General features: G+C 40.7%; 17 protein-coding genes and 1 pseudogene. 12 read left to right on the top strand and 6 right to left on the bottom strand.

Features of this window, described 5'->3' with window-relative positions; genetic code table 11:
• Window positions 1–47 precede the first annotated feature (47 nt).
• Window positions 48–677, top strand: a complete 630-nt coding sequence (locus tag ACZ1G6_RS12890) for an RraA family protein (RefSeq protein ID WP_472616651.1) — start codon at window positions 48–50, stop codon at window positions 675–677.
• 199 nt (window positions 678–876) lie between these two features.
• Window positions 877–1,548: an MlaC/ttg2D family ABC transporter substrate-binding protein gene (locus tag ACZ1G6_RS12885; protein ID WP_472616650.1), complete on the top strand. Its 672-nt coding sequence runs from the start codon at window positions 877–879 to the stop codon at window positions 1,546–1,548.
• Window positions 1,549–1,632: 84 nt separating this feature from the next.
• Here the strand turns inward: ACZ1G6_RS12885 and gorA are convergent, their stop codons facing one another.
• Window positions 1,633–2,994, bottom strand: coding sequence for a glutathione-disulfide reductase (gene gorA / locus ACZ1G6_RS12880; RefSeq protein ID WP_472616649.1), 1,362 nt, complete (start codon window positions 2,992–2,994; stop codon window positions 1,633–1,635).
• 226 nt (window positions 2,995–3,220) lie between these two features.
• Between gorA and prlC the strand changes: the two genes are divergently transcribed.
• The 7 genes from prlC to ACZ1G6_RS12845 all read left to right on the top strand — a co-directional run bounded on the left by prlC (window position 3,221) and on the right by ACZ1G6_RS12845 (window position 11,438).
• Window positions 3,221–5,275, top strand: a complete 2,055-nt coding sequence (gene prlC / locus ACZ1G6_RS12875) for an oligopeptidase A (protein ID WP_472616648.1) — start codon at window positions 3,221–3,223, stop codon at window positions 5,273–5,275.
• A 4-nt stretch (window positions 5,276–5,279) separates the two neighbouring features.
• Entirely contained in the window at window positions 5,280–5,975 is a 696-nt protein-coding gene (locus ACZ1G6_RS12870) for a DNA-3-methyladenine glycosylase I (protein ID WP_472616647.1), read from the top strand.
• Window positions 5,976–6,060: 85 nt separating this feature from the next.
• Window positions 6,061–6,864 carry a bifunctional demethylmenaquinone methyltransferase/2-methoxy-6-polyprenyl-1,4-benzoquinol methylase UbiE gene (gene ubiE / locus ACZ1G6_RS12865; protein WP_472616646.1) on the top strand — a complete coding sequence of 268 codons (804 nt, stop codon included), beginning with the start codon at window positions 6,061–6,063 and terminating at the stop codon, window positions 6,862–6,864.
• On the top strand, window positions 6,864–7,562 hold the full coding sequence (locus tag ACZ1G6_RS12860; RefSeq protein ID WP_472616645.1) for a ubiquinone biosynthesis accessory factor UbiJ: 699 nt from the start codon (window positions 6,864–6,866) through the stop codon (window positions 7,560–7,562). The genes ubiE and ACZ1G6_RS12860 overlap by 1 nt, the downstream gene beginning before the upstream one ends.
• A gap of 3 nt (window positions 7,563–7,565) precedes the next feature.
• Window positions 7,566–9,200, top strand: a complete 1,635-nt coding sequence (gene ubiB / locus ACZ1G6_RS12855) for a ubiquinone biosynthesis regulatory protein kinase UbiB (RefSeq protein ID WP_472616644.1) — start codon at window positions 7,566–7,568, stop codon at window positions 9,198–9,200.
• A gap of 64 nt (window positions 9,201–9,264) precedes the next feature.
• The gene (locus ACZ1G6_RS12850; protein WP_472616643.1) at window positions 9,265–10,605 is read left to right on the top strand and encodes a penicillin acylase family protein; all 1,341 of its coding nucleotides are present in this window, start codon (window positions 9,265–9,267) and stop codon (window positions 10,603–10,605) included.
• The gene (locus ACZ1G6_RS12845; protein ID WP_472616642.1) at window positions 10,593–11,438 is read left to right on the top strand and encodes a penicillin acylase family protein; all 846 of its coding nucleotides are present in this window, start codon (window positions 10,593–10,595) and stop codon (window positions 11,436–11,438) included. The genes ACZ1G6_RS12850 and ACZ1G6_RS12845 overlap by 13 nt, the downstream gene beginning before the upstream one ends.
• Here ACZ1G6_RS12845 and ACZ1G6_RS12840 read toward each other — a convergent pair.
• Together ACZ1G6_RS12840 and rhlB are read right to left on the bottom strand one after the other, a co-directional pair.
• A pseudogene (locus tag ACZ1G6_RS12840) lies at window positions 11,433–12,957 on the bottom strand (Ppx/GppA phosphatase family protein). The gene ACZ1G6_RS12845 and the pseudogene ACZ1G6_RS12840 overlap by 6 nt on opposite strands.
• Window positions 12,958–13,003: 46 nt before the next feature.
• Window positions 13,004–14,338 carry an ATP-dependent RNA helicase RhlB gene (gene rhlB, locus ACZ1G6_RS12835; RefSeq protein ID WP_472616641.1) on the bottom strand — a complete coding sequence of 445 codons (1,335 nt, stop codon included), beginning with the start codon at window positions 14,336–14,338 and terminating at the stop codon, window positions 13,004–13,006.
• Between the two features lie 99 nt (window positions 14,339–14,437).
• Here rhlB and trxA point away from each other — a divergent pair, with 99 nt between their 5' ends.
• The 3 genes from trxA to ACZ1G6_RS12820 all read left to right on the top strand — a co-directional run bounded on the left by trxA (window position 14,438) and on the right by ACZ1G6_RS12820 (window position 16,745).
• Complete coding sequence (gene trxA, locus ACZ1G6_RS12830) at window positions 14,438–14,764, top strand: thioredoxin TrxA (protein ID WP_472616640.1); 327 nt, start codon at window positions 14,438–14,440, stop codon at window positions 14,762–14,764.
• A gap of 392 nt (window positions 14,765–15,156) precedes the next feature.
• Entirely contained in the window at window positions 15,157–16,422 is a 1,266-nt protein-coding gene (rho, locus tag ACZ1G6_RS12825; protein WP_472616639.1) for a transcription termination factor Rho, read from the top strand.
• Entirely contained in the window at window positions 16,422–16,745 is a 324-nt protein-coding gene (locus ACZ1G6_RS12820) for a Fis family transcriptional regulator (RefSeq protein WP_472616638.1), read from the top strand. The genes rho and ACZ1G6_RS12820 overlap by 1 nt, the downstream gene beginning before the upstream one ends.
• Window positions 16,746–16,760: 15 nt before the next feature.
• Here the strand turns inward: ACZ1G6_RS12820 and ACZ1G6_RS12815 are convergent, their stop codons facing one another.
• From ACZ1G6_RS12815 to ACZ1G6_RS12805, 3 genes are read right to left on the bottom strand one after another with little or no spacing between them, the layout of a single operon-like run.
• Window positions 16,761–17,855: an SMP-30/gluconolactonase/LRE family protein gene (locus ACZ1G6_RS12815; protein WP_472616637.1), complete on the bottom strand. Its 1,095-nt coding sequence runs from the start codon at window positions 17,853–17,855 to the stop codon at window positions 16,761–16,763.
• Between the two features lie 14 nt (window positions 17,856–17,869).
• Window positions 17,870–18,784, bottom strand: coding sequence for a S41 family peptidase (locus ACZ1G6_RS12810; protein WP_472616636.1), 915 nt, complete (start codon window positions 18,782–18,784; stop codon window positions 17,870–17,872).
• Complete coding sequence (locus tag ACZ1G6_RS12805; RefSeq protein ID WP_472616635.1) at window positions 18,717–21,188, bottom strand: S41 family peptidase; 2,472 nt, start codon at window positions 21,186–21,188, stop codon at window positions 18,717–18,719. The genes ACZ1G6_RS12810 and ACZ1G6_RS12805 overlap by 68 nt, the downstream gene beginning before the upstream one ends.
• Window positions 21,189–21,271 lie beyond the last annotated feature (83 nt).

Here is a 21,271-nt window from a genome sequence, read left to right as displayed (position 1 = left end):
TGTAGGCCCAGCGTAATGCTGGGCTTTTTTATTTGCTTGAGGTAACTATGATAGATTATTCGACATATTTAGCGATTAGTCCTTGTGATTTTGCGGATGCTTTGGCGCGCAAACAGTTCGTTCATTATTCAATTAAACCATTACATAACAAAATGCAGCGTATTTGTGGTCCAGCCTTCACTGTAAAATGCGAAAAGGGTGATCACCTTATGCTACACGCCGCAATATACCGAGCATCGCCGGGTGACGTAATCGTTGTTCAAGCTGATGATGAATATGCACTGGCAGGAGGAAATGTATGTGCCATTGCGCAAAAACGTGGAATAGCCGGATTTGTAATTGACGGTGTGATTCGAGATTTAGCCCAAGTCAGACAAATGGGTTTCCCTGTCTTTGCAAAAGGAGTTATTCCAAAGCTAGGTAAAAAAGCCAGTGTCCTTGCTTTGCAACAACAAATCAATTGTGGTGGCGCGTTAGTCTCCCTTAGCGATATTGTTGTGGCTGACGAAGAGGGCATTGCAATTATCCCGCGTGACCAAGCATCGCATGTGCTATCTACGGCACAATCGCGCGTCGAAAAAGAGGCTAACATGAGCCTAGAAGAATGGGAGTCTAGCCATATCAAGACTGTTGAGACTAAGCTTAGGGACCTAGGATTTAAGGAGGTACAAGCTTAGGTTTGTTTGCAACAATTACAGGCTCAAACAACACGTTTACTTTTGCTTCGGGCTGTGAGCTAAGAACGAATGAGTCGATTTTGTTTGTTACTCGCTGATGCATCACTAAAAATGATGTGTGGTATATGAAAATATAAATATTTCTATTTGAAAAGGGTGTCTATACTGCCAGCATTATAAATATTAAGGCAGAGCAATCATGTTAATAACACAGGCAATAAACCATGCAGTGATGAGCAGGGTTTTCAAAATCAAAACTTACCTAAGAACCTTTACTTTAATAAGTATTAGTCTTTTGATGGTACCTAGCATCGCTTTGTCTAGCGAAGTAGCAGTAAAACAACCCCATCAAATAATAGAACAGGCGGCGCAACGAACGTTTGATGCAATTGTAGAGGCGAAAAAAAGTGATCAAGATGACACATTAGTATACACGCATATAATGGAAACTGAGCTAATGCCAATAGTGACTCACCAATACGCGGCTTACAAAGTGTTAGGTAAAAATGCTAGAAAATTGAACAAAAAACAATTACAGAGTTTCGTGAATGTTTTTTATCGTCACTTGGTCCAAAATTACACCAGTCTTTTGGGTGACTATGATGGACAGAAGGTAACTTTTTATCCAGTAAATGTCAGCAGTACAACAAAAGAAGTAAATGTAAGAGGGGTCATGGAAAACCAGAATGGCCCAGATACTCGATTTATATTTAAAATGAGGCTAATGCGGGCCAGTGGTGAATGGAAAGTCTATGATGTTGTCGCCGAAGGGATCAGCATGGTTGAATCTAAAAGAAGCGAGTTTACCCCAATTATCAGGCAGCAAGGCATTGATGCATTAATCGAACAAATTAAACGTAAAAACGCTTAGTATGTTCTAAATGAAGGTAAGCACTGCGAACAACTGAAGTGCTTACCTTTGATGTTAAAAATGGAAAAACTCCACCTTTAGTGCTTAAGCTAAAGTGACAAACTCCTCAGCTGAGGTGGGATGGATAGCGACACACGCATCAAAATCTGCTTTTGTTGCGCCCATTTTCATTGCAACACCAAATCCCTGAAGAATTTCATCCATAGCATATCCAATACCATGTAAACCAACCACTTTTTGCTCTGGGCCAGCACAAATTAATTTCATTTTTGTTGCTTGCCGATGTTTGGTTACAGCCGTATACATTGCCGCGAAACTTGAATTATAAATGCTAAGGTTATCTTCGCCATATTGTTCTATAGCTTGTTCTTCGGTCAGACCAATCGTCCCGATTGTTGGGTGGCTAAACACAACAGTTGGAATTAAGTCATAATCCATGTGAGCATTGTCTTGTCCGTTAAATAAGCGCTCAGAAAGCAGCCGTCCTGCTTTTACAGCGACCGGCGTTAAATCTATTTTTCCTATATTGTCGCCAACAGCGTATATGTTTTTTGCCGTCGTATTTTGAAATTTATCAACTTTTACATATCCACGTTCACATAACTCAACATCGGTATTTTCAAGGTTAATTTTGTCATTAGCAGGTTTACGACCGATAGCCCAAACCAGTTGGTCGGTCTCTATAGTGCGGTCACCATTTAGGTGAACCAATAAACTGCCATCACTTTGTTTTTCAATTTTCTCTACTTCGGTATGTGGATGCAAATTAATGCCGTCTTCTTGCATGATGTCAGTCAGGGTATTTGACAACATATCATCAAAGCTACGCAGTGGTTTTTCGCGCCTTACCAGTAAGTGAGTTTGTGTGCCTAGCGAGTGCATAACGCCGGCTAGCTCAACAGCGATATAACCTGCACCGACTACGACTACACGTTTAGGTTGGGTTGCTAAATCAAAAAAGCCGTCAGAATCGATTCCAAGTTCAGCGCCTGGTAATGGTGGCTTAATCGGTGAACCACCTGTTGCGATCATAATGTGATCAGCGGTGTACTGTGTGCCATTAACATCAATCGTTTTATTATCAACAAAGGTGGCAAAGCCTTTTATCAATGTAACGCCATTATTGCCTAACACTCTGTCGTAGGACTGGTGAATGCGGTCAATATATGCTTGTCTACTGGCAACTAAGGTTTCCCAACTAAAATGATTGACTGTCACGTCAAAGCCATAATCGGGAGCGTATTTGTGAATAGCCTCTGCTACCTGCGCGCCATACCACATCGCCTTTTTAGGTACACAACCTACATTTACACAAGTACCGCCGATATCTTTTGCTTCGATGATTGCAGCTCTTTTGCCGTGTTTAGCAGCGCGATTTGCCGATGCAATGCCGCCACTGCCGCCGCCAATACAAATGTAGTCAAAATGTGTGTTTAAATCAGTCATATTTTTCCAACTTTACGTTATGTGGTTTAGGTAATGTGTTTACTAGACCAAGTAATTCAAGCTTTGCTTACAAAATAAATCAATAAATTACAGGGAAATTAAAGCTAAGTGTCTAATTGCTACGTAAGCTAATAGCAATATGATGCTTGAAAAAGCGTTGTAATTTGCAATAGCAACCCCACTAATCATAATAGTAAACAAAAAATATACATAAGAGTTTTTTATAATGACAGTAAAACAAATAGCCGCTAGCGAAGCATTGAGTGATTTAAGCAACAATCCTTTATTTTCGGCGATAACGCCAGATAACATCGTTGAACAGATTACTGCAGCTATCGAGCATTGCAAAACGGTCATTGAAGAGCTCGTGACCAACGCTGATGTGAGTTACCAAAACGTAGTAGTGAGACTTGAAGAAGCAGATGATGAACTTGGTAAGTTATTTTCGCCAATTAGTCACATGAATTCAGTTGTTAGTAGCGAAGAACTGCGCAAAGCGCACGATGCATGCTTACCTTTATTGTCTGAATATTCTACGTTTGTGGGTCAACATAAGGGTCTTTATGAGATGTATAAAGCGCTAAAGAATGATTTGAGCTTTAGCTCTTTAAGTATTGCTCAACAAAAGGTGGTAGATAACGCTGTACGAGATTTTGAATTATCTGGTGTCGCGTTACAAAATGAAGATAAAGAAAGTTATGCGAAGTTAAAAGCGCGATTGTCAGACCTATCTTCAACCTTTTCCAATAACGTCATGGATGCCACGTTAGCGTTTTCAAAACATGTGCAAGACGAAAGTGTTTTAGCAGGATTACCACAAAGCGCATTAGATGCGGCAAAGCAAGCGGCACATCAAAAAGATCTTCAAGGCTTTTTATTCACACTTGATATCCCAAGTTACTTGCCTGTGATGATGTATGCTGATAATCAGGCGTTTCGGGAAGAGATGTACCGAGCGTATGCAAGTCGAGCATCAGCAAATGATCTTACTCAAGGAAAATTTGATAACACTAGTGTCATAGAAGAGACGCTAAGCTTGCGACAATCGGTGGCTAAATTATTAGGCTTTAATTCTTACGCTGACTATAGTCTTGCAACTAAGATGGCTGATGAGCCTGCGCAAGTACTTGAATTTTTAAATGACTTAGCTAAACGTTCAAAGCCTCAAGCTGAGAGTGAAAAGCAAGAGATTGAGGCTTTTGCTAGACAATCATTTGACGTTGATACGCTGTACGCATGGGATTACTCCTATTATGCTGAAAAGCTTAAACAACAAAAATACGCGGTATCGGATGAAGAATTAAAGCCATATTTTCCTGAAGAAAAGGTGCTAGGTGGGCTTTTTGAAGTTGTTAAGCGCCTATACGGGCTGTCAATTTTTGAAATAAAGGATGTTGATACATGGCACAAAGATGTCCGTTTTTTTGAAATCCAAGATGAGAAAAATGAACTAAGGGGAGCATTCTATCTTGACCTGTATGCACGTGCTAAAAAACGTGGAGGGGCTTGGATGGATGAATGTCGTGTCCGCAGAATTAAAGCAGATGGAAGTTTGCAGACACCGGTGGCTTATCTTACGTGTAATTTTTCAGGGCCAGTAGGCGACAAACCTGCCTTATTTACACATGATGAAGTGGTAACGCTTTTTCATGAGTTTGGTCATGGTATTCATCATATGTTAACTAAGGTGGATATTGCTGGTGTTTCGGGCATTAATGGCGTGGCTTGGGATGCAGTAGAGTTACCTAGTCAGTTCCTAGAAAATTGGTGTTGGCAGCCAGAAGCGCTTAATTTTATATCAGGGCATTACGAAACCAATGAGCCTTTACCACAGGACTTGTTGGACAAAATGCTAGCGGCAAGAAACTTTCAATCAGCCATGCAAATGTTAAGGCAGCTCGAATTTAGTTTGTTTGATTTCAAATTGCATATGCAAGCTGACAGTGCTGTGCCTGTGCAGGAGTTACTCGATAGTGTTCGAAATGAAGTGGCGGTGATAAAAGCGCCTAGCTTTAATAAATTCCAAAATAGCTTTGGGCATATTTTCGCCGGTGGCTATGCAGCTGGCTATTACAGCTATAAATGGGCTGAAGTACTTTCAAGTGATGCTTTCTCGCGTTTTGAAGAGGAAGGTATTTTTAATCGTCAAACGGGGCAAGACTTTTTAACGAATATTTTAGAGAAGGGCGGCTCTAAAGAACCGATGGAATTATTTACTGCTTTTCGAGGTCGTGAACCGAATACCGATGCGCTTTTAAGACACAGCGGTATAGGCGTATAGACTAATGGGTGCAGAAAAATTTTCGACAATATACACGCGAGCAGCAAAGCGTAAAGGCAGTGATACCAAACTAGAAAGTATGGTAGGTGCGTCGCTCAGTGATAAACAGGTTAGTCTTATCAGTGACGACCGTTTTTTGTCTGAGTTTACTAAAAAAGTCTTCCAATCTGGTTTTGTGTGGCGCGTCGTTAGACAGAAATGGCCACATTTTGAACGGGAGTTTTTTGAATTTAATATCGAAAAAATCCTATTGATGCCTGATGATATGCTTGAAAAAAAAGCGACGAATCCAGATATCATCCGCAATTTAAATAAAGTGAGAACTATCCGAGAAAACGCAATGATGATCAAATCGGTGGCAACACAGCATGGTTCGTTTGCTCAATTTGTTGCTCAGCATCCAAGCAGTGACATTATTGGTTTATGGGATTTTTTAAAGAAAAATGGCGCCCGCTTGGGTGGCAACACTGGACCCTACGCTCTTAGAATGTTAGGAAAAGATACGTTTTTAATTAGCCAAGATATTGAAGGCTACTTTGTTGCGCGAGATCTAATTCAAGGCTCTAGTCGCTCAAAACGAAGTTTACTTGCGATTCAATCCCAGTTTAATAAGTGGCAACAAGAAAGTGGACGAACGCTTCAAGAGATAAGCCAAATTGTATCAATGAGTGTTGGCGATAATCGTATACCCGCGAGTTGAACAAATAAGTGCTATTACTATCAGTCGTTACGCCTTTGCGCTAAACTATTGTTACTCAGGCTTAAAAATTATAAAAGTACCAACGATGAACGACATCAAAGACACAATTGAACATTCCACTAACGGTAACAATGATCCACATACGCATGATAGCACCGCTGACTTTGGCTTTACGACTGTAAATAAAGAAGATAAAGAAGCCATGGTCGCTGATGTATTTCATTCTGTTGCAGCGAAGTATGATGTGATGAATGATTTAATGTCTTTTGGTATTCACCGGGTTTGGAAGCGATTTACTATTGATTGCAGTGGGGTTAAAGCTGGACAGAATGTGTTAGATTTAGCCGGCGGTACAGGTGACTTAGCGGCTAAGTTTAGCCGAATCGTTGGGCAAAATGGTCAAGTCGTATTAGCTGATATTAATCATTCGATGTTAAATGTGGGTAAAGAAAAGCTTTTGAACAAAGGCATAATGGGCAATATGCATTATGTACAAGCTAATGCTGAAGCCTTACCTTTTCCTGATAATCACTTTGATTTAATTACGATTGCGTTTGGTCTTCGCAATGTAACTGACAAATCAAAAGCGTTGGCTTCAATGTTCAGAGTATTGAAACCAGGTGGACGTCTGTTGATTCTAGAGTTTTCTAAGCCCACCAGCGACACTTTGAGCAAAGTTTACGATGCATACTCATTTCATATTTTACCTCAAATGGGACAACTAGTTGCAAACGATGCAGACAGTTACCGTTATTTAGCTGAGTCAATCAGGATGCATCCAGATCAAGAAACACTTGAAGGTATGATGAAAGATGTTGGATTTGAGAGCACAACATATACCAATTTGACCGGCGGGATTGTTGCTCTGCATCGAGGCTTTAAGTTTTAATGAGTACAGAAAGCTCAAATACTCATTCTGACGACGCTATATTGTCGTCGACATTACTTGTACAAATGTTTGTAGCAGGCTTAGAAAACGCTTGCAATAGGGCATTGTCATGGTCATATAACCAAGAGCAAGTGCTGGGCAACCTGGTTGATAAGCGATGTATAATTCATCTTCAAGAACTAAATCAAGCGATGCTAATTGATTTTCACGCCAGTTCAATCAGCATCTCTTATGATCAAGATAAGCTCTATTGTGAGTCCCCTGAAGCCCTAGACGAGAATCAGTGTTGGGTCAGTATCTCTATGTTTGCTCTAGATGAGTTAAAACAAAATAACCAGCTAACAAAATTAATAAAGCAAGGGAAACTTGATTTTGCTGGCGATTTGACAGTCCTTCAAAATCTTAGTGGCTTATTTAACAATATAGATTTAGATTTTGAAGAGGTGTTATCTAAATACCTTGGTGATGTTCCGGCACATGAGCTAAATAAGGCGGGCAAACATCTATTAACGACTATTCAAGAAAAAACCAACATGGCAATGCAAACTTTAAGTGATGCTGCTTTGGATGAGAAGCCCATTGGAGTGCGTAAAATTGTAATGATTAATTTTGCTGATGAGCTAGCTGAATTAGTAAGCGATGTTGAACGAATTGAAGCGCGAATCTCACGTATCACTAATAAAATTGAGAGCCAGTAAGGCATGAAAATCAGACGTTTTTTCCGCATAGGCAGCGTATTTTTAAATTATGGTTTGGATGAGCTTTTTCCAAAAAGGTTACGCCCATGGTATGTCCGACTAGCTCGGAATTTGGTTTTCTGGTGGCCTAACAAACATAAACATGAGAGTGAAGGTAAGCGTTTACGTTTAGCTTTGTCGGCGCTTGGGCCCGTGTTTATCAAATTTGGGCAAATGCTATCAACCAGACGTGACTTATTGCCCCTTGAAATGATTGACGAGTTAAGCTTGCTTCAGGATAAGGTACCACCGTTTGATTCCGATTTAGCTCAACAGATCATTAAACAGTCTCTAGGCTTAGCAAGCTTAGATGAATTATTTGCCAGTTTTGACCATGAGCCACTTGCTTCTGCATCAGTGGCACAAGTGCACAGCGCAAGACTTAAAGTCGACGATAAAGACGTAGTGGTTAAAGTTTTACGTCCGAATATAAAGCAAACTATCGAAGCGGATGTTGACTTACTTATTTCGCTTGCCCAAATAGTGCAAGACTGGTTACCCGATGGAAAGCGGCTACGTCCTGTTGAAGTTGTTAGAGAATATAAACGTACGATCCTAGATGAGCTTGATTTACTTAGAGAAGCCGCCAACGGGATCCAAATAAGACGTAACTTCTTGGGTTCAGATGCGCTTTATGTTCCTCATTTTTATAGCGATCACTGCACCAAGAATGTGATTGTTATGGAGCGGATTTATGGTATTCCTGTGTCTGATATGGATGCTTTGCAAGCACAAAATACAAACTTAAAATTGCTTGCTGAACGAGGCGTTGAATTATTTTTCACACAAGTGTTTCGAGATAGCTTTTTTCATGCTGATATGCATCCAGGGAACATTTTTGTGTCATATGAGACGCCTGAAAACCCTAAATACATTGGTATTGATTACGGAATAGTTGGCACACTCAATAAAGAAGATAAACGCTACTTGGCTGAAAATTTTATCGCGTTTTTTAATCGCAATTATCGAAAAGTAGCAGAGTTACATGTTGATTCGGGTTGGGTACCGCCTGATACTGACATTGATGATTTTGAGATGGCAATTAGAACAGTATGTGAACCCATTTTTCAAAAGCCTCTTGCTGATATTTCGTTTGGCAATGTATTGTTGCAATTATTTAATACCGCGCGCCGATTTAATATGCAGGTGCAGCCACAACTAGTATTATTGCAAAAGACATTATTATATGTCGAAGGTTTAGGTCGAAATCTATATCCGCAATTAGATTTATGGCAAACGGCTAAGCCTTTTCTTGAGAATTGGATGAAAGAACAAATTGGACCAAAAGCAATGTTCAATCAAATAAAAGAGCATTTGCCATTTTGGTCTGAGAAGCTCCCTGAAATGCCTGACTTGTTGTTTGATACAATGCGCCAACTCAAGCAACTTCCTCAGCAAAGTGAAAAGCAACATAATCAAATGATGGCCTTGCAGATTCATTTGCATAAAGCGCGAATATTTGGAAAAGCAGCAGTAGCATTCACTATTGCCAGTGTCGTATTTCATGTCTTTGAAAAACATTGGATGTTCAGCGCTAGTAGTGCCTTAATTGCTGCGTTAAGTTGGTGGCTTGCTTTGCGTCGCAGCCCAAATAAATAGAGATTCATTGGGCTCTTTTGTGATTGAGCGTTTGACTTGGTATGCGACAAAATAGGAGTAAGTAATGGGCAAATTGATTGTTAAATACTTATCATTGATTGTGGTAATAGCCATCATTGGAATAGGAATCTGGCTCTACAATCCATTGCCTGAGCACCCAAGTATTAATGAGTTAGAAAAAACGGCCATGCCTTACCATGCTCAGGTGATTCGCGATGAATGGGGCGTACCTCATATCTTAGGAAAAACAGATGCAGATACTGCATTTGGCCTTGCCTACGCCCATGCTCAAGATGATTATCAAACTATTCAGAATGTTATCGCTGCTACCAGAGGACATTTGGCACGTTATCAAGGTTCCGATGCAGCACCTACCGATTACATTGTGTCTTTGTTGAATGTATGGCCAACAATAGATGCTAGATACGACAATGATGTACCCGATTCAGTAAAAGCCATGGCCCAAGCTTACGCAGCAGGGTTGAATTTATATGCTAGTCGACATCTTGATAGTACTTGGAAAGGCCTTGCTCCTTTTACTGGGGAAGATGTTGTAGCTGGCTTTATGTTTAAAACTCCTTTTTTTTATGGTTTAGATAAAACCTTGCTGAGTTTGTTTGATGATGAGCGAGAGCTTGAGATGTCTGCCACGAATTGGTCGCAAGCTAAGGCATTTCATGTCGCTGAAAAATCAGGCATTGCTCTAGGCTCCAATGGTATTGCAATAAACTCAGCGCGCTCAGCAGATAACACCACGCGTTTACTGATTAATTCTCATCAGCCACTAACAGGTCCCGTTGCTTGGTATGAAGCGCATCTAAAGTCTGATCAAGGCCTTGATATCATGGGGGGCTTATTCCCTAGTACTCCAGTCATTTTACATGGGTTTAATCAAGATTTAGCATGGGCAAATACGGTTAATCATATTGATTTAGCCGATACTTATGTGATTTCTCGTCATCCAGACAATGAAGCGCTTTATTTACTTGATGGTCAATGGATACCATTTGAAGTTCAAGATGTGACGATACAAGTTCGCTTATTCGGTCCTTTTGCATTTAATGCCAAACGAAGAGTCCTTCGAACGCGACATGGGCCCGTTATAGAGTGTAAGCAACATACTTTTGCTCTGCGTTACGCAGGTGCAGGTGAGATCCGACAGTTAGAGCAATACTATGCACTTAACAAAGCGAGTAATCTTGATGAGTTTATGTCGGCTATGGCGATGAATGCGCTACCAAGCATTAATTACGTTTATGCAGATAAAGATGACAATATTGCTTTCATTCATAACGCTCAATATCCTAATCGTTTGCAAAAAGGCGACTGGTCTGGAGATTTGCCAGGGATCGTTCTGAACTTATTTGGCAAGGATATTTACCTTACGAGCAAGTGCCTAAATTAATCAATCCTAATTCGGGTATTCTGTTCAATGCAAATAACACGCCTTTCACCGCCACTGATGGAGATGATAATTTACGAGCCGAAAATTTCCCTTCAAGTATGGGGCTTGCATCAGATGAAACAAATCGGTCTTTACGCCTTTTGGAGTTGTTAGACCCACAAAAGCAATTAACAAAACAAGCCTTATTGGATATCAAATTCGACCATGCATATTCGACTAAATCTGACGAATACCGTGCGATTGAGCGCATTACACAATTAGACTGGTCGAGTACCCCAGATTTGGCAGTCGCCGCCCAAGTGTTAAAAAAATGGGATCGGAAAATGGATATTCGAAATACCCAGGCATCTTTAGCAGGTCTAATTCTTAATTATTTGACACATCATGACGCTATGCATCAACCTAGTGAGACAGAGCTCAAAGAGGCTCTTAGTTCTGCACGTCAACACTTAATGAGTCGTTTTGGTCGTCTTGATGTGCAATGGGGTAAAGTAAATAGGCTTAACAGAGGTGATGTGAGTGCGCCTGTAGATGGTGGCCCAGATACTTTGCGAGCGATTTATTCATTGGGCCTTGAAGAGGGACAAAGTTTCGCAACAAATGGTGATTCTTGGATAGCCTTGGTAGAGTGGCCTGAGAACGGCAGTGTTAGAGCAGATATTATCCATCAATTTGGCAGCGCAACATTAGATGAAGAGTCAGCGCATTATGCAGACCAACTCCCTTTATTTGCCGCAAAAAAATGGCGCAAAGTAGATTTTGATCTTCAAAGAATTAAACAAACGGCCAGTGAGGTTTTTGATGTCAGCGTCAAAGTCGCAGACAAACTATGAAACGGCTAAAGACTTATTGATAATTAACTCCCATCCGGCTTTGTGTTGAAGCCAGCATTCGTGCAGTAATTCCGTATGAATAAGTGGGTGTTTGATATGAATGTTTTCAGGTAACGACAAGGTCCATTTATTGCCTTGACACATCAATCTTGCTTCGGGGATCGCTTTGTCATTTCGCCGACCTACTAAAATGATGGCTAAACGTAATACCCTTAACGAGCAACTTAGCGTCGTCTTTATATCGTCACTGTAGTTATTCAGTGGGGCCAAATCAATTGTTAGTCTGTGCATCAGCACCAAATCTCGGATCATTGTGCGATGTAAACTTGTAAAGCCAGTGATTTCTACATGATTGAGAATGTACGCACCATGTTCATGGTACGATTTATATCCGATATGTAGACCTACTTCATGTAAGGCAGCTGCTGCACCCACTAAGCCTGGCGTATCATAGTCACAAAAGTCCGCTTGTTGACACATTTGATGACATAAATCGATTGCGATCTTACGTGCACGTTTACTTTGACTAGGATCAATATGAAAGCGCGATGTCAGTTGATTAATACCTTGGGTGCGCCTATCTGCTTTTTGATAACTATCTAACATCCCATAAATGATGCCTTCTCGCAGCGCGCCGCCCGATATTTGCATATTATTAATTTGCAGACGTTCAAATAATGCGATGAGAATTGCCAGTCCACTTGGGAAGATAGCCCGCTCTGGTTTCAGCAAGGCCATCAATATCCAGTGTATCAATATGTCCTTGTGAAATGCACTCATCGCGTAATTTATACAAATACCCTAGTTTGATTGCGTCGTTGATACCTTGCCTTACGAGTATTTGTGTGACAGCTTGTGGTGTACCCGATGCACCTAAGCATTGTTGCCAATCAAAACATAAAAATGCATCAGCATGATGTTCGATAATATCGATAGCGGCCTGATATGCGTTTTCAAAATTGTTTTGATTCAGCAAGCCGTCGGCAAAGTATTTCTCCATAAAGGTAACGCAGCCCATATTAAAACTCGCTAAGTGGACTGGTTGTAGGTCTCGCCCTACGATAATTTCAGTACTGGCACCACCGATATCGATCACCAGAGTATTACCTTGATTGGCAGAAGTATAAGCAACGCCTAAATATATTTGCCGAGCTTCTTCATCACCACTAATAACCTCCATCTTATGTGCAAGAATATCTTCAGCAGGCAGAATAAAATCACTTACATTTGTCGCAAGGCGCAATGTAGCGGTGGCAACAATTTTAATGTTGGCTGGAGGGATGTCTTGAAGTTTTTCAGTGAAATTACGAATGCACTCAAGACCTCTGTCAATGGCCTCTTTTGAAAGATAATTGTTTTCATCTAAACCAGCAGCAAGTCTAACTTTCTGCTTATTTTTACTAACAATTTGCACGCTACCGGTCAGGACTCGCACAATTACCATATGGAAACTGTTCGAGCCTAAATCGATAGCCGCATAATATTCATCTTCTAAAGTGCTGATGCGTGTCTCACTCATATAAAGCGAATTCAACAATAAGCATAACGCTAAGACCTAACAAATACTAAGTTTTTTGTTGGTTAGGTCTTGGCCCACGAGCTTGTCGCTTGTCGCGACGTTGACCGCCACCTGAACCGCCCCTTGGCCCTGAACGAGAACCATTGCGAGGTCCAGAGCGACCGTTGCCTGGCTTGCGATTGCCGCGATGTTGAAACTTAGGCGTTGGAACATCTTCTAGTAAATGTAACGGGTTATAATCCGTTACTGGGATATCGTGTGCAATATGTGTTTCGATAGCAGGTAAGTTTTGTGCATATCTTTCACATGCGAAACTAATAGCAATACCTGTTTCGCCAGCGCGCCCGGTACGACCGATTCTGTGCACGTAATCTTCCGCCTCGTCAGGTAAGTCATAATTAAATACATGCGTGACTTTATCAATATGTAAACCACGCGCTGCGACATCAGTCGCCACTAGTATATCCAAATTACCGGCAGTGAAATCTTCAAGAATCGACATACGTTTCTTTTGTTGTACATCACCACTTAATAGACCGACACGATGACCATCTGCTTGAAGCCAAGCTGACACTTTTTCGCAATCATGCTTAGTATTGGCAAATACGATCGCTTTATCGGGCCACTCTTCTTCAATTAAGGTAAGCAAAAGAAGCGCTTTATCTTCATTACTAGGGTAAAATAATTCTTCGCTAATGTTGGCGCCCGTCTTAACTTCAGGTGCAACTTGAACATGAATAGGGTTATTCATATGTTCATAAGCAAGTTCTTGTACTTTGAAGCTCAAGGTTGCTGAAAACAACATGCTTAGTCTTTCAGTCGGCGCAGGCATGCGTCTTAGTAAATAGCGAATATCTTTAATAAAGCCCATATCAAACATACGGTCGGCTTCATCTAGCACCATTACTTGAATATGCTTAAGACTAAATACGTCTTGTTTGTAGTAATCAATGATGCGTCCGGTGGTGCCGATTAAAATATCTACACCTTTTTCTAAAGATTGGCGTTGACTTTCATAACCTTCGCCTCCATATATGGAAGCAATTGATAATCCGGTGTGCTTGCTTAGCAGCTCTGCGTCGTTATAAATTTGCACGGCTAACTCTCTAGTCGGCGCCATTATAATCGCTCTTGGACTGTTGCCATGATCGCTTTTTGGATTACTCAAAAGGTAATGAAATGCTGCGACCAAAAAGGTAATTGTTTTACCAGTACCGGTTTGGGCTTGACCAGCAATATCACTGCCATCAAGTAGTTGTGGTAAGCTCATCGATTGAATAGGCGTACACTGACTAAAACCAGCCTCGTCTAAGCCGGCTTGTACAAGCGGATGAATCGAGAGCGACGAAAATAAAGTATCAGTTAAATGTGTTTGTGGCATAGCTTATAGCTTATCAATGCTTGCATTAAAAACAGATTCTTATAACACTATTGTGGAAGCGCTGAAATAAATCAGCCCCATCCAAAACTGGAGACAAGAATGAACGACAAAATTCTCGTATTATCTGACGAAAAATTCGAAGCCGATGTAATCAATGCATCAGGTCCTGTGTTAGTTGACTTCTGGGCAGAATGGTGCGGCCCCTGTAAAATGATCGCCCCAATTCTAGACGAAATTGCGACACAATACGATGGAAAAGTAACAGTTGGTAAACTAAATGTTGAAGAAAACAACGAAACGCCTCCAAAATACGGCATTCGAAGCATTCCAACATTGCTTTTATTTAAAGATGGCGCACTTGCTGCCACTAAAGTAGGCGCGTTATCAAAAGCACAACTTGAAGAGTTTCTTAACGAACACGTCTAGTCTAACTATATAGTTGGTGATTTTTAAATAAAAATCGCCAACTAATGTTTTCCAAATATTCCTTTTTTTTCTAAAAACTGGACGATAACTACATTAGGTGTTATTTTTATAATACTTACCGCGGTGGTTGCTATTCTTTGACCAAGAAATGCGAAGCACAAACGTTCGATAATTAGCGTTATCTTCTCAACTGACATATTCCAACAAAATCTACAGTAAATAGTAATCTGTTTGAATATTTAGTCGTATATCTGATGTATGTAACGCAAAGTGCGAATATTTCTAATCAAGGCCTGATGAGCAACCCGCATACTAATCAAAATTAAATTTCATTGAAGAGCAATTATGCTTTTCATTTAATAACCCAAAAGAACTAACACAGACCTTCCAATATGAATTTAACAGACCTCAAAAGCAAACCTATAAGTGAACTCGTTGCATTAGCAGAAAGCATGGGTTTAGAAAACCTAGCAAGAGCGCGCAAGCAAGACATTATTTTTTCAATATTGAAATCGCATGCCAAGGGTGGCGAAGACATTTTTGGAGATGGTGTCTTAGAGATTTTGCAGGATGGATTTGGCTTCTTGCGTTCAGGCGATTCTTCATATCTGGCAGGGCCTGACGATATTTATGTCTCTCCTAGTCAAATAAGACGCTTTAACTTAAGAACTGGCGATACGATTGCGGGGAAAATTAGGCCACCTAAAGACAGTGAGCGATATTTTGCCTTGTTAAAAATTCGCGAGGTTAATTTTGATAAACCTGAGAACTCACGAAACAAAATTCTTTTTGAAAACTTAACCCCATTGCATGCTAATGACCGTTTACGTATGGAGCGAGGTAACGGAAGTACTGAAGATATTACAGCGCGAGTTCTTGATTTAGCATCACCTGTTGGTTGTGGACAGCGCGGTCTCATTGTAGCGCCGCCAAAAGCAGGTAAAACCCTTTTACTGCAAAACATTGCTCAGTCGATTGCTGCAAATCATCCCGAATGTTTATTGATGGTGCTATTGATTGATGAGCGCCCAGAAGAAGTAACTGAAATGCAACGTTTGGTGCAAGGTGAGGTTGTAGCATCTACTTTTGACGAACCTGCAAGTCGACACGTTCAAGTCGCTGAAATGGTGATAGAAAAAGCAAAGCGTTTGGTTGAACATAAAAAAGACGTCGTTATTTTGCTTGATTCAATTACTCGTTTGGCACGTGCTTACAACACCGTAATTCCTTCTTCAGGTAAAGTCTTGACTGGTGGTGTTGATGCAAACGCCTTACATAAACCAAAGCGATTTTTCGGTGCGGCTCGTAACGTCGAGGAAGGTGGAAGTTTAACAATTATAGCAACTGCGTTGATTGATACCGGCTCTAAAATGGACGAAGTCATATATGAAGAGTTTAAGGGAACAGGTAACATGGAGTTACACCTGAATCGTAAAATCGCAGAGAAGCGAGTATTTCCTGCAATTGATATTAATCGCTCTGGTACGCGTCGTGAAGAATTATTGACTAATACTGAAGAGCTGCAAAAGATGTGGATCTTGAGAAAGATTGTGCACGAGATGTCAGAAATCGATTCTATGGAGTTTTTGATTAGTCGTCTCTCGATGACTAAAACGAACGATGAATTCTTTGAATCTATGAAACGTCAAAAAGGCTAATGCCCTCTAAAACAGTCAAAAAGCTCGAAGCTAAACTCGTTAGCCAACTAACTGACATATGTGAGCAAGCCAAACAAGACATCAACGGTTTTGTTTGGCTAACACATACTGCTAATTACGCCAATTTCCCTGCAAGTTTATTAGTAACCTGTGTGTTTGATACTCAAGCAAACTTGCATATTGCTAAATCAGATGCACAAACTGATTTGCTTACTAAAAGCATTCAACAAGCCTTATTGCGAATTGGGGTGATAATTAAGAAACCAAAGGCTACCGTAGTATTTGATTCTGAAGAAAATGGCGCTACTGAGCGGTATTTGTGACCTTAGAGCTTGAGATTAGTTAGCTAGGTCAAATACGGCAATGCCATCTTTCTCCAAAGACCCTAAATACAATTTTCGGTTATGATGCGCAACACCAGTAATGACAGAAAACGCAGGGGCGTTAGTATGAGTCTGAAAGTTATGAGTGACCTTTCCTTTTGTATTAATTCCCAACACAAAACCCATCGTGTTTTTAGGCTTTATCATTGTTTGAGGTAGTCCTCCCAATAATGTTCTAATTAGGGTGTTCGAGGCTAGTTTTTCGACACGCCAGTCTCGCATAGCAACCATGCCAAGCCAAAACGTTCCATCATTATCATAACTAATATTATCGGGCATAGCGGGAAGTTGATCGATAAAGACACTTGTTTCACCTTTCACTTGCGCTTGTAAGTCATATCGTAACACTCTAGCCTTGCCGGTTTCGTTGACTAATAAATATTGATCATCGGGACCTAAGGCTATGCCGTTAGCAAAAAATAGCCCTTCCATTAACAAAGTGGTTTGTTGTGTGCTTGGAGAATACTTAAACACTCTGCCAGTTGCACTAGCTTCAATAAAATCAAGAAGGTAATCGTGCAATCCAAATCGCTGAGAAGCATCTGAAAAATAGATATTTCCCTGATTATCAATATCTAGATGGTCAACAAACAACAAAGGTTTATTGTTAAAATCGTTTACCAATACGGTGATATCACCTAAGGGGCTAACACTCAGAAGTCCTTTTATTGCATCTGCGACAATCAAATTACCTGTGGCATCCATCCTAATCCCTAAGGGGCGGCCTCCTGTATTCACAAGTGTAGTGGTTTGGAAAGGGCTCTTGGTTTGCATTTTAATAATGTCGCCATTGACTAAACCTGCATAAATAAACACCTGACCTTCGTACTCGTGGGCATAAACATCCTCAGCACCGATCAAGGAGTGTTGATTTAATACCCTTATTTCTTCAAGCGCATTATTTTGTTCAAAGTCACCTGTAAGTTCTTGCATCGGATCGGGCGTCCAAACGACAGGTTTGACTGGAGAGGTGAAAAAAGCAATGCTCAGTGCCAATGCTAAAACAAACAAAGCACTAGCCAAGGTATTGATAACAAACTTTTTGAGCATGCTTTTTCCTACTGTTATTTAGACGGTATTATATCGTCCGCAGCTTGTTCCACAGGACCAAACGGTTCAGCTTCGTATTCATCTAAAGGCGACTCTTTTAGTCTTTGTTCTAGATAATTGATAGCGGCTTCCAGCTGAGCGTCTTCACCTCTTGCGGTTGCGTGAGGTAGGTTATCGACTTCAATATCTGGACTAATTCCTCTGCCTTCTGTTATCCAGCGTCCGTCAAGGGCAAAGACTGGAAATTGCGCGACTCTTGCAACTCCGCCGTCTACTACATTATTACCACCGCTTAACCATACGCCAGCCCCTGCAGTTTGCTTTCCAATCACAGTACCAAGTTGTAATGCTTTTATTCCTGCGGTAAAGGTTTCGCCATCTGAATAAGTAAATTGGTCTGCTAATATGACCAAGTGACCCCTAAACGCTTGTTGCATATTGGTGCTTGTTTCGCCATTTGGCCATTGCCAAAATGACCAAGGGCGTCGCATCAATTTCTCGATAATAATGCTATCAATATTACCACCACGGTTTCTGCGGACATCAATAATCAAACCTGGTTTGTCATATTGAGCATAAAAGTCTCTTGCAAAACTGGCCAAGTCATTCCGACCCATTGCGTATAAATGTAAGTAACCAATTTCTTTGTTAACGTCTTGGACTTTTGCCAAATTTGAGTTTACCCAATCTTGATATCTATATCGTGCCTCAGTAAATCGAGATGCCGGCTCTACAACCGTTTGAAGGTTTTTACGACCGCGCTGCAAATCAAGTAAAACTTGCTGTCCAGCGGTATTCAGAAGCGCTTTTTGAACGTCAGCAACAGTTGACACAGCTTGCGCATTAATCGCTTTTATATAGTCATCTGTTTGTGCGTTTACACCATGGCCTAGCCAGTGGTGGTGCCTGACTAACAATCTGCGAATCATATTGGTAAATGTGCTGAATTTGTACGCCTTTTCGAGTATCGATTAATCGCGCGCCTAAAATAGCGTAGTCCGGAGCATCTTCGTCATCATTGAAGTCACCGCCACGCACTTGTGAATGCAATGCATTTAATTCTCCCATCATTTGCTCAAATATATCATTGAGTTCAGAGCGTTCGTTTACACGTTTAAGTAAAGGAATGTATTTTTCATAAGTGGCATTCCAATCAAGGCCGCGCATATTAGCATCAAAGAAACCGTCTCGTTGCATTAGCCAAGCGTCTTTAAACATTTGCTGCCATTCTTGCTTAGGTTCAACTACTATTGTCCAATCGTCTAGTTTTACAAGAACATCTTTGCTGTCCTTTGGAAAGCTAGCTTTTGCCGGAACGATGAAGAACTTGCTCGACTCCCCTCTACCTTTTCCAATAAGCAAAAACTTCCCGTCAGTTGATAATTGATAGCCGCTAATACCTTTTGTGACCGTTTCGAGCTTGGCCCGGTATTTGAACGAAAGTGCTTTAAGTGTATTGTCATCATTAAGAAAAAGTAAGTCTTCACTAGCTCTTAGCGAACTGTATTCACCAGAGGGAATATCAACCTGCCATAAACGAGAAGCGATGTTGTCAAAGTTAATATCAGAACGTTTTATTTCTTTATCATCTTCATCTGAACTTTGTTCTTGTTTTTTGTCTGGCTTATCTAGCTCAGTAGGAGCAGCAAAAGGAAAACGAGCGTCATTAGTTAACGCGATTGCAAATAGCTGTGTTCGTTTATTAAACGCAGGGCCCATATTTCGGTCGCCCCATGGACTTGCAGGTGACGGCGAAAAGGCACGGTCCGACAAAAAATAAAGCCATTGCATGTCATGACTAAAAGCCGGTGAGGTACTAGCATACTTTGTCCCTGTCACAAACATTGCCTTGTCATTTTCAATATCGTACAGATAGACTCTTGGTCTTTGTTCATTGACCGGAGTATATGCAAACGCAATCGCATTACCCTTTGGTGCAAATGCAATATGAGAAATGCCACCAGATATATTACTGACAAGCGTACGATTGCGTTTGGTGTCTAAGTTAAGTAGGTATAAATTACCCTTATCATCGGTATGTAATAAGTTCTCTGCGTTAGGAGATAACCATAGACCAGTGCGACCTGTAGTACCGTTTTTGGTTAACTGAACGGCATTGTCATTACCCTTTGCATCAAATTGCCAAATCTCATATTCACCTGTTTGATTACTAATAGCGAAAACGTGCTTGCCATCTTTGCTAAGTATTGCATTGCGTACTCTAGATTGAGGATCTGTACTTACTTTGACCGTTCTAACTGGGCTAGTATCGGCAACAGCGACATGTCCACGCGCAGTAATTACCGCTTTTTTACCGTCAGGTGAGAAGCTAACATCATTTAAATATGCTAAGGGTTTGTCGATATAACGAGTGCGTAAATCTGTGAAATCTGACTGGATACTTAAATTTAATTTTGTAGACTCGTTGCTCTGTATATCAAACATTCTAATGTCAGCACCGTATTGATATACGATTTTGTTATCGTTGGCGCTAGGGTGTCTTACAGCCCAGTCATCGTGGTCAGTATGTTGTTGTAAGTCGTCACCTTGCAAGCTCATTGACCATAAATTATCAATATTTGCTTGGTTTGATACAAAGTAAATTCTTTGATCAATAACCATGGGGCTGCGCACCGAACCACCATGGTTTTCGGTTAACAAGCTTGCTTCACGTGATGAGCCTAGTGTGTAACGCCACATCTGACCAGCTGCGCCGCCTTTATAATGATTTGCATTATCGGTCGAGACTTGAAGACCATGTTGAACAAATACTAATGTTTCACCATCAGATGATACGCTGCCTTCAACTGCATCTGATATAGGAATACTGCGTGTTTTGGTGTTTTTTATATTGACTTCTTTGAGCTCCCAACTGTTATGCATTCCTGAGTTTGAAACTGTACTGATTAGCAAGGTGTCGTTATCTAGCCAAGACTGTAATTTAGTGCGCGCAAGCTCAAAGGTGACTTGTTTGGCTATGCCACCTTTGCTTGGGATGATATAGACTGCGGGAGAATTATGATAACTAGCAACAAAAGCGATGTATTGACCATCAGGCGAAAATCGTGCCTGGGTCTCAAGATTGGGGTGCGTGGTGAGTCGTCTTGCTTGAACCTTTTGCTCCGGATTAGATAGCGATAAGTCTGCAATCCATAAATCGCCTTGCGACGTGAAAACTAATTGATTATTGTGTATGTGAGGATGACGATAAAAAGCATCTTGAGCGCTAACACAGAAGCTTATTAACAGTAGACTACTGATAGTTGCCATAATTATACTAAGTCTAATATGGCCTGTTTTGAGTATTTGTGTAACTGAAGCAGGTGTTTTCATAGATATCATCTTTTTTTATTTGTACTATCCTTTATAAAGGATAAACACTAGCACAATTCAAAACTAAAAATATACCCTTGCTG

The organism is Glaciecola sp. HA4-3, assembly GCF_055693685.1.
The sequence above is the reverse complement of the archived record's forward strand: the minus strand, read 5'-3'. Positions and strand labels throughout refer to the sequence as shown.

Coding starts and splice junctions, on each gene's coding strand:
- ACZ1G6_RS12890 (WP_472616651.1), top strand. CDS start 48: ATGATAGATTATTCGACATATTTAGCGATTAGTCCTTGTGATTTTGCG.
- ACZ1G6_RS12885 (WP_472616650.1), top strand. CDS start 877: ATGTTAATAACACAGGCAATAAACCATGCAGTGATGAGCAGGGTTTTC.
- gorA (WP_472616649.1), bottom strand. CDS start 2,994: ATGACTGATTTAAACACACATTTTGACTACATTTGTATTGGCGGCGGC.
- prlC (WP_472616648.1), top strand. CDS start 3,221: ATGACAGTAAAACAAATAGCCGCTAGCGAAGCATTGAGTGATTTAAGC.
- ACZ1G6_RS12870 (WP_472616647.1), top strand. CDS start 5,280: ATGGGTGCAGAAAAATTTTCGACAATATACACGCGAGCAGCAAAGCGT.
- ubiE (WP_472616646.1), top strand. CDS start 6,061: ATGAACGACATCAAAGACACAATTGAACATTCCACTAACGGTAACAAT.
- ACZ1G6_RS12860 (WP_472616645.1), top strand. CDS start 6,864: ATGAGTACAGAAAGCTCAAATACTCATTCTGACGACGCTATATTGTCG.
- ubiB (WP_472616644.1), top strand. CDS start 7,566: ATGAAAATCAGACGTTTTTTCCGCATAGGCAGCGTATTTTTAAATTAT.
- ACZ1G6_RS12850 (WP_472616643.1), top strand. CDS start 9,265: ATGGGCAAATTGATTGTTAAATACTTATCATTGATTGTGGTAATAGCC.
- rhlB (WP_472616641.1), bottom strand. CDS start 14,338: ATGCCACAAACACATTTAACTGATACTTTATTTTCGTCGCTCTCGATT.
- trxA (WP_472616640.1), top strand. CDS start 14,438: ATGAACGACAAAATTCTCGTATTATCTGACGAAAAATTCGAAGCCGAT.
- rho (WP_472616639.1), top strand. CDS start 15,157: ATGAATTTAACAGACCTCAAAAGCAAACCTATAAGTGAACTCGTTGCA.
- ACZ1G6_RS12820 (WP_472616638.1), top strand. CDS start 16,422: ATGCCCTCTAAAACAGTCAAAAAGCTCGAAGCTAAACTCGTTAGCCAA.
- ACZ1G6_RS12815 (WP_472616637.1), bottom strand. CDS start 17,855: ATGCTCAAAAAGTTTGTTATCAATACCTTGGCTAGTGCTTTGTTTGTT.
- ACZ1G6_RS12810 (WP_472616636.1), bottom strand. CDS start 18,784: ATGATTCGCAGATTGTTAGTCAGGCACCACCACTGGCTAGGCCATGGT.
- ACZ1G6_RS12805 (WP_472616635.1), bottom strand. CDS start 21,188: ATGAAAACACCTGCTTCAGTTACACAAATACTCAAAACAGGCCATATT.